Here is a 16,021-nt window from a genome sequence, read left to right as displayed (position 1 = left end):
AACATAAAACTGAGAACATTTTCATGAAGAACACATTATCACCAGTGCGCACTGCGTTGACTGCTGCCGCTCTGTTACTTGCAAGCACGAACCTTTTTGCCAACAACGCCCCGACCTCAGAACGCGTCGTCAGTGCGGGCAGCGCCGTTACCGAACTATTACTTGCGCTCGATGCGAAAGACAGCTTGGTCGCCGTTGATGTAACCAGTACTTTGCTGCAAGGCATGGAGTTACCCGACGTTGGGTATCATCGCCGACTTTCAGCAGAGGGGTTGTTGGCACTGAGCCCAACCAAGTTAATTGGCTCTGATGAGATGGGCCCAACAACCACCTTAAATCAACTAAAGTCGGCAGGTGTGGATGTCGAGATAGTCAATACAGAAGCCAACGTTGACGGGCTTTTGCATCGTATCGACCAGATTGCAACAATCATGAACCGTGAGTCTCAAGCAGCAAACTTGAAGCAAGAGGTAAAAACGCAAGTCGAATCTTTGCAAGCGAATCAGCCTGCACCTTCTGCTAAAAAGAAAGTGCTGTTTTTGCTTATTCACGAAGGTCGCCCAGCCAATGTTGCAGGCTTGGATACCACGCCAAACGCAATCATCGCGTTAGCAGGCGGTGATAATCCTGCGGCGAAAAAACTAACCTCTTACAAACCACTGTCAACCGAAGCGATGGTAGAGATGCAACCCGATGTCATTTTAGTTAGTGGCCGCAGCTATGAGACCATGGGCGGTGCAGACGCCATTTTAAAGGCGATGCCGTTACTTGCAGCAACACCAGCAGGCCAGGCAAAGAACATCATCACCATTGATGGACACGCTTTGGTTGGCGGTTTGGGACTAAAAAGCCTGTCAGAGGCTAAACGTCTCAATACCTTGCTTTACCCATAGAGATTTTCGATGCTGTTACGACGTATTCCTTTATCAACCACGCTGATTACGCTGTCTGGATTTTTAGCGTTTATCGCCATCGCTTCTATAACCGTCGGCCCGATGAACATCAGTTTCACAGACAGTCTGCGCGGCTTAATTGGCGCACATTCAGAGCTGGCACCGCACATTCAACTCGTTATCAATGAGATTCGCCTGCCTCGTACGATTTTGTGTATGTTCATCGGCGCAATCCTCTCCATTTGTGGGGTGGTCATGCAAGGGCTTTTCCGAAACCCATTGGCAGAACCCGGCATTATTGGGGTTTCTGCTGGTGCGGCGCTGGGCGGCGCTTTTGCCATCGTCGTTTTTGCTGAGTTTAGCCAAAACCATCCTCAACTCATGAACTTAGCAGCGTTGCCATTATTTGCTTTTCTGGGCGGTGCTCTGACAACGGTGCTGGTGTACTGGCTCGGTACGAATAAGTTTGGTACGTCCGTCACGATCATGCTGCTCGCTGGCGTGGCGATCAGTGCACTTTCAGGTGCCGCGATCGGCTTTCTCAACTTTTCTGCGGATGACCAAATGCTGCGCGATTTAACGTTGTGGTCGATGGGTTCGCTTGCGGGCGCAAACTGGGCGGGCATTGGCTTAGCTTCTGTGACTCTCGTGGTGCTACTTTTCTGGTTTCACAAAAAAGCCATGTCTTTAAACGCATTATTACTTGGTGAATCAGAAGCCCGCCACTTGGGCGTTCCGGTACAAAAATTGAAGCGTCAGCTCATTCTGCTTTCCGCCGTAGGCGTTGGTGTCACAGTAAGTATCTGCGGGGCAATCGGCTTTATCGGTTTGGTTATCCCACATCTCGGACGCATGCTAGCAGGCCCAGATCATCGCACACTGTTACCTATTTCAGCGTTGTTGGGAGCTTTATTGTTGACCTGTGCAGACATGATCGCACGAGTGTTATTGGCACCAGCCGAATTACCTGTCGGAATCGTAACTGCGCTCATCGGTGCGCCATTTTTCATCTACTTACTGTTCCAGCAAAGAGGGAAGATTCTGTAATGAATCACGTGGTTTTATCTGGCCGGAATATTTCAATGAAATACGGCCATCGAGTAGTACTTGATGACATCAGCATCGATATTCGTGCCGGCGAAGTGACGGCATTATTGGGGCCAAACGGCGCGGGGAAAAGTACACTACTTAAACTTCTGTGTGGTGAGATTCCATCACACAACGAGATTGACTATTTTGGCGAGCCTAAAGAAGCCTGGAAACCTGAAGACATAGCAAAGCACCTCGCCATGCTGCCACAGCACAGCACGCTCACTTTTCCATTTTTGGCACGAGAGGTGGTCGAACTCGGTGCGATCCCTTTGTCACTTTCAAACAAAGAAACGACTGAGCTTGCCCTACACTACATGCAAAAAACCGATGTTCTGCACTTAGCGGAAAGCTTGTACCCTGCCCTCTCAGGCGGAGAGAAGCAACGTTTGCACTTGGCTCGAGTGCTAACGCAACTGCATCAATCTGGTGACAAAAAGATTCTGATGTTGGACGAGCCTACGTCGGCACTGGATCTCGCCCACCAGCACAACACGCTTAAAATTGCTCGTGAGGCGGCAAAAGCGCAGAACGCTGCGGTGGTTGTCGTATTGCATGACTTGAACTTAGCCTCACAATACGCAGACCGACTGGTGTTGCTCCACAACGGCAAACTCGTCTGCGATGACAACCCTTGGCAGGCTCTAACGCCCGAACGTATTGAACAAGTTTATGGGTATCGCTCTATCGTGACAAAACACCCGACTCTGGACTTTCCTCAAGTCCACGCTGCGGCATAGCTTAAGAGGCGCAGAGCCTCTTTAAGAAGCGATGTACGAGCGATTTCACGCACTAGCCAGCTCTGCCACTCACTTGTTTAAATTTCCCCTCAGAAATGCAAAAGCCCCGCTAATAATTAGCGGGGCTTTTTGTAATTTTTGATTATTTGCTCATTTGAATCAGCGAGCGTCCAATCAACCATTCCAGTTCTTTATCTCCACCTGAGCCAAACTGGCTTTCTACCATCTTGTACAGACGATCAATGCCATTTGCTGCAAATTCGTGAGCGCTTTCAGACGTAACAATGTGATGGAATAGTAGTCGTAAAATCGCTAAGAATTCAGAGTCTTCTAAAGCTTTAATCCAGCTCTGTGAAAACGCATCTAAACCTTTTTCGAACTCTAGATGTTCGATAAACATTTTAAAGATACGACCATCTAGTGCTGCGGTGAAGTCCGTTTTCTTAGGAAAATGGTGGCTAATACCTGTACGCGATACACCTGTCTGCTGACTCAACGTCGTATACGACATTTTGTCGTAACCAAGTCTTAGCAATTGATCAACAACGGCATCCATGATCTTCTGGATAGTGATTTCGGTATCTTCTTTACTACGCTTTGGCATACTTAAGCTCTTCTCTTTGTAAATCCATCTAACTCACAATTAAATGAGGCCAGAATGAAATCATCCTCAGCATTATGTACTGTGCTTTCCTAACGTAACGTTAGGCCCTCAATCATAACGAAATTACACTGCGTAACGTGCAATTTACGGTGATATTTGTGTCAATACACGTCGCTTAAAATCAGGCGAAAAGTGAATTGCATCAAAACCTTGCGCCAAATTATTCATTGAAACTATTCAAAGACCAAGAATGATAATTATGTAGAAATAATCAATCAAGAAATAGTCTTATAAATTTACCCCTAGTTCAACTGGCCTGACCCAAATCTCGTTAGTATGTTGGTTAATTGCTCTTAAATGTTGATACATATCACATTAACGTTATTGTTGACTTACTCACCCAATCGTTAACCGGCAATTAACAAAACAACATACTGTTGTATTTTTATACGAAACTGCTCATTTTTGTAGATACAGATCAAATACCTGCTAGAATACCCTTAGTTTTTACAAGAGGATTCGTTATGAGTGTCGAATTAGAAGAAAGCCAAGTATGTGAAGCTTGTGGCTGTGCTGGTGAGATTGGTTTCATCATCAAAGAAGGCGACGAGGTTGCTGACGTAACGATTTTCGCAGAGACTAAAGATGCATTAGAGTCTGAGTTAGCGAAATACATCGAACTAGCTAAATCAGTCTGCGCTGGCGTTGAATACAATGTGTCAGAGCTGACAGAAGAATCTAAAGAGCTAACCGCTCGATTCAAGTTTGAAGTAAGTGCAGAAAAGCTTATTTTTGAACTGAAAACTCGCTCTCTAGCGCGTTAATTCAATTTAAAGCGAGCAACGAGCTCGCTTTATTCTTATCTAAATCACTTCTTTTGCTTCAACACAACCCACTTTAACGACCCATTGGTTTCGTAGTCGTTTTCATCAGAGCACACCAAAAGCACATCATCGACCTTGATTACCGCACCAGCGGTATAGGCTTTATCTTCGTAGTAACAAATTCGCTGGCCTATTTTACCATCAGCAACCACCAAAGCCTTTGACTCCGGCGTACTGTAAGATTTGGCAAAAACTGAACCAGACAATAGCGCGACCATGGCGCTCAGAGTAAAAATAGAAACTCTTTTAAACTTCATGAATATCCCCTTATGCCCGAACAATACTAGCAAGGAAGTATTTCAGGTTCTTGGCAGAATCTCATATTCTAGCAATTTGTTCTTACTTCTAATTCTCAGATATTCCTCCACGTCGTTACGAACAACGGCAAGTTAAGCTCAGGCCGATATAGCCGTCACGGACTCTTTAGGTTATGCTTTTGTCGTTTTTATTGGAAAGTAATCGTTATGCGTTTCATCCCTTTCGCCCTCGCGTTAATTGCATTTAGCTCGTCTCCTAGTGCTTACGAGCTCGATTACTATTCCAAATTTGGCCATATCGACAACTATGGCAATCTAGATCTTCGAAACAAACCATACACTGAACTCCCATCTGGCTTGGTCATAAAAGGGAATGTGGACATTTCCCAAACGCCAATTACTCAGCTGCCTAAGGGCTTAGACGTTGGTGGCAGCTTAGACGCGAAAAATAGCGCCCTGAAAACAATCAAGTCGGGCGTAAAAATCAAAGGTTACGCTAACTTACTTGGTAGTAAGATTGAAAGCTGGCCCAAAGGGGTAACGCTGGGTGGGTATTTGAACCTGACCGATACTCCGTTAAAAACACTTCCGGCAAAACTTCGAGTAAAAGGCGATTTGAGTGTGATCCGAACGCCACTGAAAGCGCTACCAGAAGGGTTAGTGGTCGATGGCAACCTCTACATAGGTGGTTCGGCCCTGACCGAGTTTCCCGACACGATGACGGTAAAAGGCAACATCTTTTTGGGTGGCAATAAGATAACCAAGTGGCCTAAGAATCTGACCTTAGGTGGCGCAGTCGCGCGTTAATTGGATAGACAAAAAGAGATACGCAGAGACAAAAACACCTCGTTCAATACGAGGTGTTTTTCATTGGATTAGTTGGATGCGCCTAAATCATTTGGGCAGCATACACAGCGACTAATCTTGGTTATTTACTGGGTTAGCGTAGCTCGCAACAAGATACGGTCTTGCGCCTTCTGGTAACTGTTCTAGCTTATCAGCAAGCTGACGTTTCACCGCTTCTGTGATAATGCTTGAATCTTCACGACCTGCAGCGAGCAAGTTGATCGGATACAACTTATAGTTCTCGTGTATCTGACGGTCGATTTCATTAGCTAACGATTCTGGCGTTTCAAACTCTTGCTCAATCACGTCACCAAATGCCACATGAACACGGCCTTTGTAACCAACAATGCCCTGGATGATGCTTTCGATATCTTCAAACTCGCCTTTTTCATAACGGCCGTTTTCTGCTTTCTCAAATAGCTCTTTTGCCTTAGCGATGTCACATGGATCGTTCTCGTAAGCAATCGAGACCGGCACAATTTTTAACGAGCGCATGTACTCGCCAAACGCGACCTTTTGCTTGCGACCTTCAACGTGGAACATTTTTAAGATCGCAGGATCTGTAAAGTCGTTACCGTCTTTTGCGCGCCCTTCTTTTTGAGCAATCCAAATAGAGTTACCCGTATCCAGCGAGTGTTTGATGTAGCCAGACAACTGTCCAAGCGCTTTCATCATCTCTCGTGGAGCTTTTGCAGAACGCTTAACAATAAAGCTCTTGTTCAAACGCATCAGCTCTGTCGCACACGGTTTTTTCAGCAAATTATCGCCGATTGCAATACGCACAGTGCGGTGACCACTTTGGTACAAACCGTAGTTAACTAAAGCGGGATCCATTGCGATATCGCGATGGTTAGACACGAATAAGTAGGAGGTGTTTTTATCCAGTTTGTCTAAACCAGAGAACGTGACGCCATCCGTTGTCTTATTCAACGTATCTTGAAGGTATTTTTTCACCTCGATTTGGATCGCTTCTACGGAGTCAAGTTTGCTCCACTTCGCTTTTAGGTAAATGCGAAGGAACGGACTCATGAGCGTTTTGAACCATTTCGCTTTGTTTTCAAAACGGTGATCGAGAATCGCAGTGATAAATTCATCATCTTGGATTAGACGATCCAGCGCTGCTGGAATTTCTTCGTCATTGTAAGGACGAATTTCAATATAAGGATCGGTATTGGCAGTCATTATTCATTACATATCAAAAAAAGCTGGCACATTTTACGCATAGTTTTGCTGCCTCGCAGCATTTCAACCCATACTTTTAACATGGTCATACCAGTTAGGCTACAATTTCTCATGCTAAAAATTACGGTTAGCTGGTTGGAATCGTTTAGGTTTAGCGTTACCCTTAGCGCCCCAAAAACACTGGTGATCATAATGAACTACGCTATTGAATTTCACGACGCTAATTACCCTTTTCTGAACGTTGCCGCGCGTAAAAAATCGCTAAAGCACAGTTTACTGTCTGTCGTAAGCGGATTAGCGATCATCAAATTGGGTAAGCAAGAGTATGCCATTGAACCCGGCCAGTATTTTTGGATTCCTCAAGGATGTTTGAGCTCACTCACTTTTTTACCTAACACTCATGTCCATCGTTGTGATTTTTCTGTGCGTTTGAATGATGCATTTGCTCAACAGGCCGGTTTTATCAAACCATCAATTTTGCTGAAAGCCTTAATTGAAAAGTTGGCGAAGACGGAGACGCGTTCTGATATCCAGTTAGATTTGCTCGCTGTGGTTAAACACGAAGTACTGGCGATTTCACCAAATCTATCAAACTCGGCACTCAGCCAAGCAATCAATCAGTGGAAGCCAGGATGCGAAGCTCGCATTTCGAGAGAGCTTTGTTTGGTGCTTACGCTGCGCGAAGCAAGAAAAATGAAGTTGTCTGGGAAAAAGGAATCTCAAATTGTTGAGCACTTGTTTGCTGGCAACACAGAAGAATACGAACAGCTTTGCTTTTTAGTGTTTGGTGAAGCGCTATAAGTTAACGGTGTATAGCGTTTTCTCACACGAGACTCACACAAGATCAAAAAGGGCGTACTTTGCGGTACGCCCTTTTCTTATTCTTTGCCTCACGTAGGGTCACATATTTCCCCAAGTAATCCCAAGCACAACACACATCGAACGCTCGGTGAAAAACGATGAACTAAAATGGCACTTCAATTTGCATCATCCAGTCGGCGTCGTAATACTCGTGCCAACGATAGTCGAAGCGCATTCTTGGCTCTCCATCAGCTTTATTACCAAAACCGATACTGAACATGAGACCATGGCTGCGAAGCCACTCTTCTGTGGTCATTTTGTTTTCTTCTTCACGTAGCTCTTCTGGCATCCAAATACCAAGACCAAAATAGTTTTTGTCTACGTTTTGAGTAAGAAACGGAATGTCTTGCGATTTGATTGCCCACTCTTCCCAGTAGTTTTCTGTTGGTCCTTCTGCTGTCGCTTCAGCAGCATACCAATCTAAGGTATCGGTACTAAGCACACCAACAGTATCAAAAATTTCTTCACAGATGGGCATGGTGTTGTCTTCAAACACCACGGAGCGATCAGAAAGATAGTTACATGCGGAGTTAGCTTGCGTCACCACAAGCAGCGCACATGCACTAAATACGGCTACTCTGACCATGAAAACCGACCTCTTATTTACCAGATAATGTTTCTCTATATAAGCCTTCGTTGAGCAACAGTTCACTGACAGTTGGTGTCGTATAGGTGCTGATATCTTTGCCTTCTATGAGTGCATTACGGATATCCGTGCTTCTGATTTTAACTTTTTCTGGGCACGCCATGACAGTCCAACGTTCCGTAATTTCTTCCGCCTTATAAAATTTAGCAAATTTGAAGAAATTATCCGGACCAATGACAAAAGTTATATCGGCAGTTGGGTAGATTTCTTGAATTTTTTCTAATAACGCATAGGTCGTCACACTTTGTCCAGGCTGGTACAAAGCTTGCTCTAGGTCTGAGCGTTGAACATTAGAAAGCCCCATGTCCTTGATAAAGGCATCAACCAGTTTGCACCGAATTGGGTAATCCAACATATTCTTGCCCCATGCATGTGCAATGCTGGGCTCGAGTAGCACGAGATCGAAGTGGCTCAGAGACTCGATAACGCTCTTGTGACCTAAACTAGGAGGGTTAAATGCGCTACCAAAAATGGCGATTTTTTTCATATCCGGTGATTACCTGGTTGAAGAGAGTTTTCTAATCTGATGAATTCGGTATGATACTACTAATCTTTAGAGCTTTTGACACTAAAGCGACGTTTACGAGCCTTAATTGAATGGTTTATCACCATTTTAGCTCGATAACGACGTCACACTGTTTGATCTTTGGTGAATGACCACTCGAAGCAGTTTTTGTGTCTAAGATATTTGCAGGAAAAGGAACCCTAAATGGAACAATCCATCCGTGACGAAATGCGTGTATTGCCGTCAATTGACCCGCATTTCGAAATTGAACGCCGTATTGCTTTTATTAAGCGTAAGCTACAAGAAGCAGGTTGTAAGTCACTTGTGCTTGGCATCAGTGGCGGTGTTGACTCAACCACGTTAGGTCGCCTTGCCCAACTTGCTGTAGACCAACTTAACGAAGAAACTGGCAGCAACGATTACCAGTTTATAGCAGTACGTCTGCCTTACGGTGAGCAAAAAGACGAAGATGAAGCGCAATTGGCGTTGTCATTCATTAAACCTACGCATTCTGTCTCTGTGAACATCAAACAAGGTGTTGATGGTATGCATGCCGCTTCTAATGTTGCACTAGAAGGCACAGGGCTAATGCCAGAAGACGCGGCAAAAGTAGACTTTGTAAAAGGTAACGTAAAAGCACGTGCTCGCATGATCGCTCAATACGAGATCGCCGGTTACGTCGGTGGCTTGGTGTTAGGTACTGATCACTCTGCAGAAAACATCACTGGTTTCTACACCAAATTTGGTGATGGCGCGTGTGACCTTGCCCCTCTGTTTGGTTTGAACAAACGTCAAGTGCGCGAAGTAGCCGCAACGTTGGGCGCGCCAGAGGTGTTAGTGAAGAAAGTGCCAACCGCAGACCTAGAAGAACTGGCACCGCAGAAAGCAGATGAAGATGCACTAAACCTAACTTATGAGCAGATTGACGACTTCTTAGAAGGTAAGCCAGTTTCTCAACAAGTTGTCGATCGTTTGGTTTCGATTTACAAGGCAACTCAGCACAAGCGTCAGCCAATCCCAACGATTTACGACTAAGTGATCTTTTTTGCTCGCTTTTAAAACTCAAAACGCTGCTAAAATTAGCAGCGTTTTTTGTGGTTAGAGGCCGCACTTTCTCGGTTATTCCGTTACCGTGATATCCGTTTCTGGAATCGCGCAACACGCCAATACCGTTCCCATTGCGCGTTCTTCATCCGTCAAGGCTGGTACATTTGGGTGATGAACTTGTCCTGATGTGAGGTGTACCTTACACGCACCGCACAAGCCAGCACGACAGCTATTGCTCACTACTTTCCCTGCATCTTCAATCTGATCCAAAAGCGTTTTTTGATTGTTGCCTTGGATCTTCAAGCCATTGAATTCAATCTCAACCTCTTTTTCTGGTCTTGCTTCTACAGTAGAAACACCAAAGGCTTCTTGATGATAATGTGCCTCTGGCAAACCTTTCTTCAACAATAAGTTTTTGGCTTTTTGCATGAAACCATCAGGCCCACAAACAAACACTTGTCGTTGTTCAACGTCTTTGATTTGCTTGATATGAGACAGACTTAAACGCCCTTTAAGACCAAACCAATCCACCGCTGGTTGCGTTAAACAGATTTTCACTTCCAGCCCTGAATGTTCGCGTTTTAATTGCTCTAACTCTGAGCGACATGGAATATCCTGCTCAGTACGGCATTGATGATAAAACACCACGTCATTCAGTTGATTGTGGTCTGCAAGATAGCGCACCATCGACAGCATTGGAGTAACACCACTGCCCGCCGACAGCAATAGTAGCGGCTGCGCATCATGCGTTTTAAGGTGGAACTGACCATCTGGGTTTTCTGCCTCTAATACATCACCGACTTGTAGGTTGTCTAACAAGGCATTCGACACGCGGCCACCCGCAATACGCTTAACGGAGATAGCATAGCGACCAGGGCGAGATGGGCTAGACGATAAGGTATATCGACGACCAATTTTCTTACCATTGATGTCCACCTCAATCGGCAAATGTTGGCCCGGTAAGTAGTTTGGTAAAGAGCCTTTGCTCGGTTCTAACCATAAGGTCACGAAATCTTGAGCAATCTCTTCACGCTCAACACACGTCAGCGTCATGCGCACAGGTGAGTTGTCCGGATAAAACTCCGGCTCCTTATATTCGAGCACTTCAACTTTATCGCCTTGGTGAATAATGCCCTCATTGCGCGCCACAAGGTTTTGTCCAAAGAACACACCACCTCGTTCATTGGCGCGGAACTGTTGCAACGTTTTGAGCGGCTCTTTGCTTTCACGGAAAGTGCCACGTTGAGTATTGATCGTGGTAAGAATACAACGCTCACAAGGTTTGAGAGATTCGAATTCCACTTCCCCTATTCGGATGCGCTTCCAAGAATCTTCTTCAAATGGCTTGGTATCAGATACGACTAAGTTTGTGCGGAACTGATCCATGGAGTGTTGCTCAGAACTTCTTTTGTTCAATTCCTCTAGCGAAGCTTGGCTGATCACCAACACTGGATAGCCGTCAGCAAAACTCACATTTTGTCCCAGGCTTTCACGGACACGATTGGATTGTTCACCGCTAAAAAGCAACTCTACGCGCTGTCCCAATACCTGACTAAACCAATCATCCGCATCATCGGTAGTCGTGTAAGCGGTGAAGGTATCTTTCCAAACCGTTGCGGGTGTTTCCTGCATTTTGAAATCTTGATAACGGATTTTAAGTGGTTCCATTCCCAAGCTACTGAACACCACCCCATCGGCAAGCAACGCTGATTTCACGGTTACCATTTGAGGGTACTTTCGCGCAGTGATCATCGAACCATCGGCTTTGGCAATCATAAAACGACGGTCAAAACTCAACCCTTGTTTTTCTACCCATGCGGACGAAAGCGACACACCTCCGACTGATTTAACCGGAAAAACATTGATTTGGGATAAAACGAGTTGCGACATAGCCTTCTTCCTACGGGTGATCTTTAATTGTTGCAGTATTGTATACCTAAATGACATTAAGATGCAGATTCACGAATTAGCATTTATCCCAAAATCAAACCTTTAAGAGAGAAAACGGTTTGGATTTACTGAGATGCCTTTACTACACTCAGAATTCACATTTTTTAACACTGCTCTGACCAAATACCATTTGATAAAGTGTGATACGAAACACATAATGCGCCATATTTTTGACGACATCCATTCATTGACTTGGAGCTTTACCCATGGATACAAAAAAACTGATTCTAATTTTGCTGTGTATCTTTCTTCCACCGGTAGCGGTTTACATGGAAAAAGGTCTGAATAAAGACTTCTTCATCAACTTGATCCTAACTTTCTTCTTCTTCCTACCAGGTACGATTCACGCACTTTGGTTAACGATGAAGTAACCACTTACACTCCTACTCTGTAGAAAAGTGAAAAATGGGATGAAATGTGAAGGCAATTCCTCTATCATCCTGTCGCCTAAGCGCAAGCGTTTGCTCCAAAAGGCAAATGCAGCGTTTAGGCTCCAATCAGACAACTTTTCAATGGTGGGAGCAATTAATGACAACACTGACTATTACTCGTCCTGACGACTGGCACGTTCACTTACGCGATGGTGAAGTTCTAAAAGACACCGTTCGCGATATCAGCCGCTACAATGGCCGCGCACTGATCATGCCAAACACCGTCCCACCTGTTACCAATACCGAAATGGCACTTGCCTACCGCGATCGAATTCTGAAAGAGCAGCACGGCGAACAATTCGAACCACTGATGGCGCTTTACCTAACCGATAACACCACGCCAGAAGAGATTCGCGCAGCAAAAGCAACCGGTAAAATTGTCGCAGCGAAGCTTTACCCTGCAGGTGCAACGACTAACTCAGATTCTGGTGTGACCGATGCGAAGAACATTTACCACGTTCTCGAAGCCATGGAAGAAGTCGGGATGTTGCTTTTGGTTCATGGAGAAGTCACTCATCACCACGTTGATATCTTCGACCGAGAAAAAGAATTCCTTGATACCGTCCTCGCTCCTATCGTTAATGACTTCCCTAATCTTAAAATCGTTCTAGAACATATCACCACCGCCGACGCAGCACAGTTCGTTAACAACGCGTCTGATAATGTTGCCGCTACCATTACTGCTCACCACCTTCTTTTCAACCGCAATCACATGCTTGTCGGTGGCATTAAGCCTCATTTCTACTGCTTACCGATTCTAAAGCGCAACACCCACCAGCAAGCGCTAATCGAAGCCGCAACCAGTGGTAGCAAAAAGTTTTTCCTAGGTACCGACTCCGCCCCGCATGCAAAAGGCGCGAAAGAATCGGCTTGCGGTTGTGCAGGTTCTTACACTGCGCACGCGGCGCTAGAACTTTATGCAGAAGTCTTTGAAACAGAAGGCAAGCTGGAAAACTTGGAAGCGTTCGCGAGCTTCAACGGTCCTGATTTTTACGGTATTGCGCGCAATGCAGATACGGTGACGCTAGAAAAATCGGCTTGGGATGTTCCTGAATCTATGCCATTTGGAAACGACATCGTTGTGCCTATTCGTGCAAACGAACAAATTGAGTGGAAAGTGAGGTAATCGCTTCACGTAAATAACATGCATAAAAAAGGGCCTGACGTTCTCCGCATTAGAGACAGCATGGCCCTTTTTCATTTTATATGTGGATTATTTACCGCGAAGCTTTTCTACTACCGTCCATACAGCAACCACAATCAAACCCGCTACAAAACCGATAATGCCGTTAAGCAAAATAGGCAGAATCGCTGTAGCAACCGAATGACCACTAAAGTTCATAATAATCGGTTCTACAAAGTGGTGAATGGCGGGCACGTTGTGCACTACAATCCCGCCACCGACTAAAAACATCGCAGCAGTTCCCACAATCGTTAACAACTTCATCAGCTTTGGTGCGAAAGCAACTAAAGCACTGCCAACTTTCGCCATCCAGCCCTTACCTTTTGAGCGAATTTCAAGGTAGAAGCCCAAGTCATCCAATTTCACGATGCCTGCTACTAAGCCATAAACACCAATGGTCATGATGACTGCAATTAAGCTCACCACTAAGATTTGCGTCACAAGACTCACACCAGTCACAGTACCCAACGCAATCACAATAATTTCCGCTGAGAGAATAAAATCGGTTCGAATCGCACCTGCAACTTTTCGCTTTTCGTATTCCTCTAACGACTCGCCCATGTCCACCAACTCTTCTTTTTCTTCATGGGGATGTGAGTGTGGAAACAGTTTTTCGAGTACTTTTTCAGCCCCTTCAAAACAGAGAAACAAACCGCCGATTAGCAGCAATGGCATGATCAACCAAGGAATAATTACGCTAATCAATAATGCAGAAGGCACCAAAATCAGTTTGTTTTTAAATGAACCTTTGGCCACCGCCCAAACTACTGGAATTTCTCGCTCAGATGCGACACCCGAGACCTGCTGAGCGTTCAACGCTAAATCATCACCCAATACACCTGCGGTTTTTTTTGCCGCCATTTTTGACATCAACGCAACATCATCCAATACCGCGGCAATATCATCCAACAGTGTGAGTAAACTTGCTCCAGCCATTTTTTATCTCTTATATGAATATATGAAATTGAGTAAGTAACAAAATGTAACACTATTAAATCCCTTGGCAAAGTGATGATTTTGCAAAGAATACCGTCACAATTGGTGTTTTGTATTGCCGATAAGATAAGACAGGTCTAGTCTTGTCATACCTTTCAGCACACAAAAGAAAAAGTATAGATGAAAAGCGGATACTCTTACCCAATCGGTACCCCAGGCCAACCTTGGGGAGAAGCAGAACGTAAAACGTGGCTCGCACAGTGCGAAGTAAAACGCAGCTACCAAGAAGAAGTAGTCAGCAAAATTGATGCGCTACGCGACCGTTTCGATGTAGAACAATATGGTGCGCTTTCTTACGACCAAGCTCGCTTCCCACTATTTTGCATAAAAACACGTAACTGGGACTCAGCAAAACCGATTGTTCTTGTAACTGGCGGTGTGCATGGCTACGAGACCAGCGGCGTACACGGCGCGCTAAAATTCGTAGCAAAAGAAGCAGAGCGTTACGCAGAGCACTTCAATATTGTAGTGGCACCCTGCGTGAGCCCTTGGGGTTACGAAGTGATCAACCGTTGGAATCCAAACGCGATTGATCCAAACCGCTCTTTCTATGCAGATAGCCCAGCGGAAGAGTCAGCCAACTTGATCAAGCTCGTATCGACATTGAGCGACGTGTTAATGCACATTGATTTGCACGAGACGACAGATTCTGACGAAACTGAGTTCCGTCCTGCCTTAGCTGCTCGTGATGGTATTGAGTACATTGAAGGTATGATCCCAGATGGCTTTTACACCGTGGGAGATACTGAAAACCCTCAACCTGACTTCCAAAAAGCAGTCATTGAATCGGTAGCAAAAGTGACTCACATTGCACCAGCAGATGAACACGGCGAGATCATTGGTTCACCAGTCGTACAATTTGGCGTTATCAACTACCCAATGGTGAAACTGGGTCTGTGTGGCGGCGTAACAAATTGCGTTTACGGCACCACCACAGAAGTTTACCCAGACAGCCCGAAAGTAACGGACGAAGAGTGCAATGATGCACAAGTCGCTGCTGTTGTGGGTGGTCTGGATTACGTCCTCGCTCAGCTATAACAAGCGATTCTTATATTGCTCCGGTGTCATGCCGGAGTATTTCTTAAACATCGCGATAAAAGGGCTGGCTTGGTTGTAACCTAACGTCAGCGCGACTTCTTTTACGGTTTGCCCTTTGCGTAGCAACTCCATCGAGTGCAAATACCGCACACGTAAACGCCACTCAGTAAAGCTCATTCCTAACTCACTCTGGCAATGTCTCGCTAACGTGCGCTCTGTGGTATGCACTTTTGCCGCCCACTCCGCCAAGCTGATTTCATCGGTTGGCGATTCTTCTACCGCTTTTAAGATTGGCTGAAGATATTTGTTGTCGGTTGTCGGTAAAAAGTGATGTTCCACTTCTTGTTTCGCCAGTTGATCCAACAACACTCGCACCAAGCGTTTGTCTTCATCGCTCTGCGCTACGTTAATGTCACGCTGACGAAAGTCCTCAATGATGGCAGAAACGATGGGGGTGACTTTGATTAAACTGGTTTTGGTTGGAAAATGTGCCGTCAGCTCTGGATCAATATTCAATGAGCAATATTCGATTGGTTTTCGGTTGTAGCTGGTATGACGAATGCCCGCTGGCACCCAAATTGCCAAATGAGGTGGCGCTAAAAATCGTGTGTCCTCCGCATCCATTTCTAAAATCCCACCGCTGATCAGCTGCACTTGCCCCCAAGGATGGCTATGAATCCGGGTTTCCGTGTTGGAAAGAAACGCTTCAAAATTCATAAAAACATCCGATGGCGCACGATCAATTGATAATGAAGGATGAAGATTTCTCGCACTCTTTTTCAAAATTGTCTTCCTATCGCTTACGATGTCTTTTAAGAGATACTTTTCATTATAAAGACCTGTCAGACTAGCGCCATCAATTATTGTGC

General features: G+C 45.2%; 18 protein-coding genes. 10 read left to right on the top strand and 8 right to left on the bottom strand.

Annotation, left to right across the window (positions count from 1 at the left end; all coding sequences use genetic code 11):
- The first annotated feature begins 23 nt into the window (after window positions 1-23).
- The 3 genes from ACF8EG_RS22165 to ACF8EG_RS22155 are packed head-to-tail and all read left to right on the top strand — an operon-like array spanning window position 24 to window position 2,722.
- The gene (locus ACF8EG_RS22165) at window positions 24-893 is read left to right on the top strand and encodes a hemin ABC transporter substrate-binding protein (protein ID WP_069505757.1); all 870 of its coding nucleotides are present in this window, start codon (window positions 24-26) and stop codon (window positions 891-893) included.
- A gap of 9 nt (window positions 894-902) precedes the next feature.
- Window positions 903-1,940, top strand: coding sequence for an iron ABC transporter permease (locus tag ACF8EG_RS22160; protein ID WP_069505755.1), 1,038 nt, complete (start codon window positions 903-905; stop codon window positions 1,938-1,940).
- On the top strand, window positions 1,940-2,722 hold the full coding sequence (locus ACF8EG_RS22155) for a heme ABC transporter ATP-binding protein (RefSeq protein WP_025500710.1): 783 nt from the start codon (window positions 1,940-1,942) through the stop codon (window positions 2,720-2,722). Before ACF8EG_RS22160 ends, ACF8EG_RS22155 begins: the two co-directional genes overlap by 1 nt.
- 142 nt (window positions 2,723-2,864) lie before the next feature.
- Here ACF8EG_RS22155 and ACF8EG_RS22150 read toward each other — a convergent pair whose 3' ends face one another.
- Window positions 2,865-3,326 carry a TetR/AcrR family transcriptional regulator gene (locus tag ACF8EG_RS22150; RefSeq protein ID WP_005481342.1) on the bottom strand — a complete coding sequence of 154 codons (462 nt, stop codon included), beginning with the start codon at window positions 3,324-3,326 and terminating at the stop codon, window positions 2,865-2,867.
- Window positions 3,327-3,850: 524 nt separating this feature from the next.
- Between ACF8EG_RS22150 and ACF8EG_RS22145 the strand changes: the two genes are divergently transcribed.
- On the top strand, window positions 3,851-4,150 hold the full coding sequence (locus ACF8EG_RS22145) for a YfcZ/YiiS family protein (protein WP_005488152.1): 300 nt from the start codon (window positions 3,851-3,853) through the stop codon (window positions 4,148-4,150).
- A 44-nt stretch (window positions 4,151-4,194) separates the two neighbouring features.
- On the opposite strand, the gene ACF8EG_RS22140 is transcribed toward ACF8EG_RS22145, so the two are convergent.
- Window positions 4,195-4,467, bottom strand: coding sequence for a YnjH family protein (locus tag ACF8EG_RS22140; RefSeq protein ID WP_005498191.1), 273 nt, complete (start codon window positions 4,465-4,467; stop codon window positions 4,195-4,197).
- Window positions 4,468-4,674: 207 nt separating this feature from the next.
- Between ACF8EG_RS22140 and ACF8EG_RS22135 the strand changes: the two genes are divergently transcribed.
- On the top strand, window positions 4,675-5,274 hold the full coding sequence (locus ACF8EG_RS22135) for a hypothetical protein (RefSeq protein WP_025788018.1): 600 nt from the start codon (window positions 4,675-4,677) through the stop codon (window positions 5,272-5,274).
- 111 nt (window positions 5,275-5,385) lie between these two features.
- On the opposite strand, the gene ACF8EG_RS22130 is transcribed toward ACF8EG_RS22135, so the two are convergent.
- Window positions 5,386-6,495 carry a 1-acyl-sn-glycerol-3-phosphate acyltransferase gene (locus ACF8EG_RS22130; protein ID WP_005480805.1) on the bottom strand — a complete coding sequence of 370 codons (1,110 nt, stop codon included), beginning with the start codon at window positions 6,493-6,495 and terminating at the stop codon, window positions 5,386-5,388.
- Between the two features lie 192 nt (window positions 6,496-6,687).
- Here ACF8EG_RS22130 and ACF8EG_RS22125 point away from each other — a divergent pair, with 192 nt between their 5' ends.
- Window positions 6,688-7,296 carry an AraC family transcriptional regulator gene (locus ACF8EG_RS22125; RefSeq protein ID WP_005480809.1) on the top strand — a complete coding sequence of 203 codons (609 nt, stop codon included), beginning with the start codon at window positions 6,688-6,690 and terminating at the stop codon, window positions 7,294-7,296.
- Window positions 7,297-7,459: 163 nt separating this feature from the next.
- Here the strand turns inward: ACF8EG_RS22125 and ACF8EG_RS22120 are convergent, their stop codons facing one another.
- On the bottom strand, window positions 7,460-7,942 hold the full coding sequence (locus ACF8EG_RS22120) for a hypothetical protein (RefSeq protein WP_005480810.1): 483 nt from the start codon (window positions 7,940-7,942) through the stop codon (window positions 7,460-7,462).
- A 13-nt stretch (window positions 7,943-7,955) separates the two neighbouring features.
- The gene (locus ACF8EG_RS22115; protein ID WP_005480803.1) at window positions 7,956-8,489 is read right to left on the bottom strand and encodes a nicotinate-nicotinamide nucleotide adenylyltransferase; all 534 of its coding nucleotides are present in this window, start codon (window positions 8,487-8,489) and stop codon (window positions 7,956-7,958) included.
- A 222-nt stretch (window positions 8,490-8,711) separates the two neighbouring features.
- Between ACF8EG_RS22115 and nadE the strand changes: the two genes are divergently transcribed.
- Window positions 8,712-9,542 carry an ammonia-dependent NAD(+) synthetase gene (gene nadE, locus ACF8EG_RS22110; RefSeq protein ID WP_005498177.1) on the top strand — a complete coding sequence of 277 codons (831 nt, stop codon included), beginning with the start codon at window positions 8,712-8,714 and terminating at the stop codon, window positions 9,540-9,542.
- An 84-nt stretch (window positions 9,543-9,626) separates the two neighbouring features.
- On the opposite strand, the gene ACF8EG_RS22105 is transcribed toward nadE, so the two are convergent.
- Window positions 9,627-11,444 carry a hybrid-cluster NAD(P)-dependent oxidoreductase gene (locus tag ACF8EG_RS22105; RefSeq protein ID WP_069505753.1) on the bottom strand — a complete coding sequence of 606 codons (1,818 nt, stop codon included), beginning with the start codon at window positions 11,442-11,444 and terminating at the stop codon, window positions 9,627-9,629.
- A 266-nt stretch (window positions 11,445-11,710) separates the two neighbouring features.
- Here ACF8EG_RS22105 and ACF8EG_RS22100 point away from each other — a divergent pair, with 266 nt between their 5' ends.
- The gene (locus tag ACF8EG_RS22100) at window positions 11,711-11,875 is read left to right on the top strand and encodes a YqaE/Pmp3 family membrane protein (RefSeq protein ID WP_005480188.1); all 165 of its coding nucleotides are present in this window, start codon (window positions 11,711-11,713) and stop codon (window positions 11,873-11,875) included.
- A gap of 157 nt (window positions 11,876-12,032) precedes the next feature.
- Entirely contained in the window at window positions 12,033-13,061 is a 1,029-nt protein-coding gene (pyrC, locus tag ACF8EG_RS22095) for a dihydroorotase (RefSeq protein WP_069505750.1), read from the top strand.
- A gap of 87 nt (window positions 13,062-13,148) precedes the next feature.
- Here the strand turns inward: pyrC and ACF8EG_RS22090 are convergent, their stop codons facing one another.
- Window positions 13,149-14,054, bottom strand: a complete 906-nt coding sequence (locus tag ACF8EG_RS22090; RefSeq protein ID WP_069505748.1) for a DUF808 domain-containing protein — start codon at window positions 14,052-14,054, stop codon at window positions 13,149-13,151.
- Between the two features lie 180 nt (window positions 14,055-14,234).
- On the opposite strand from ACF8EG_RS22090, the gene ACF8EG_RS22085 reads away from it, so the two are divergent.
- Window positions 14,235-15,152, top strand: a complete 918-nt coding sequence (locus ACF8EG_RS22085; RefSeq protein ID WP_069505746.1) for a M14 family metallocarboxypeptidase — start codon at window positions 14,235-14,237, stop codon at window positions 15,150-15,152.
- Here ACF8EG_RS22085 and ACF8EG_RS22080 read toward each other — a convergent pair.
- Window positions 15,147-15,935 (bottom strand): helix-turn-helix domain-containing protein, encoded by a 789-nt coding sequence (locus ACF8EG_RS22080; RefSeq protein WP_005498171.1) that lies wholly within the window; start codon window positions 15,933-15,935, stop codon window positions 15,147-15,149. The genes ACF8EG_RS22085 and ACF8EG_RS22080 overlap by 6 nt on opposite strands.
- Window positions 15,936-16,021: the final 86 nt, after the last annotated feature.

Source organism: Vibrio sp. YQ_11, from assembly GCF_043103065.1.
GTDB lineage: Bacteria > Pseudomonadota > Gammaproteobacteria > Enterobacterales > Vibrionaceae > Vibrio > Vibrio parahaemolyticus.
The sequence above is the reverse complement of the archived record's forward strand: the minus strand, read 5'-3'. Positions and strand labels throughout refer to the sequence as shown.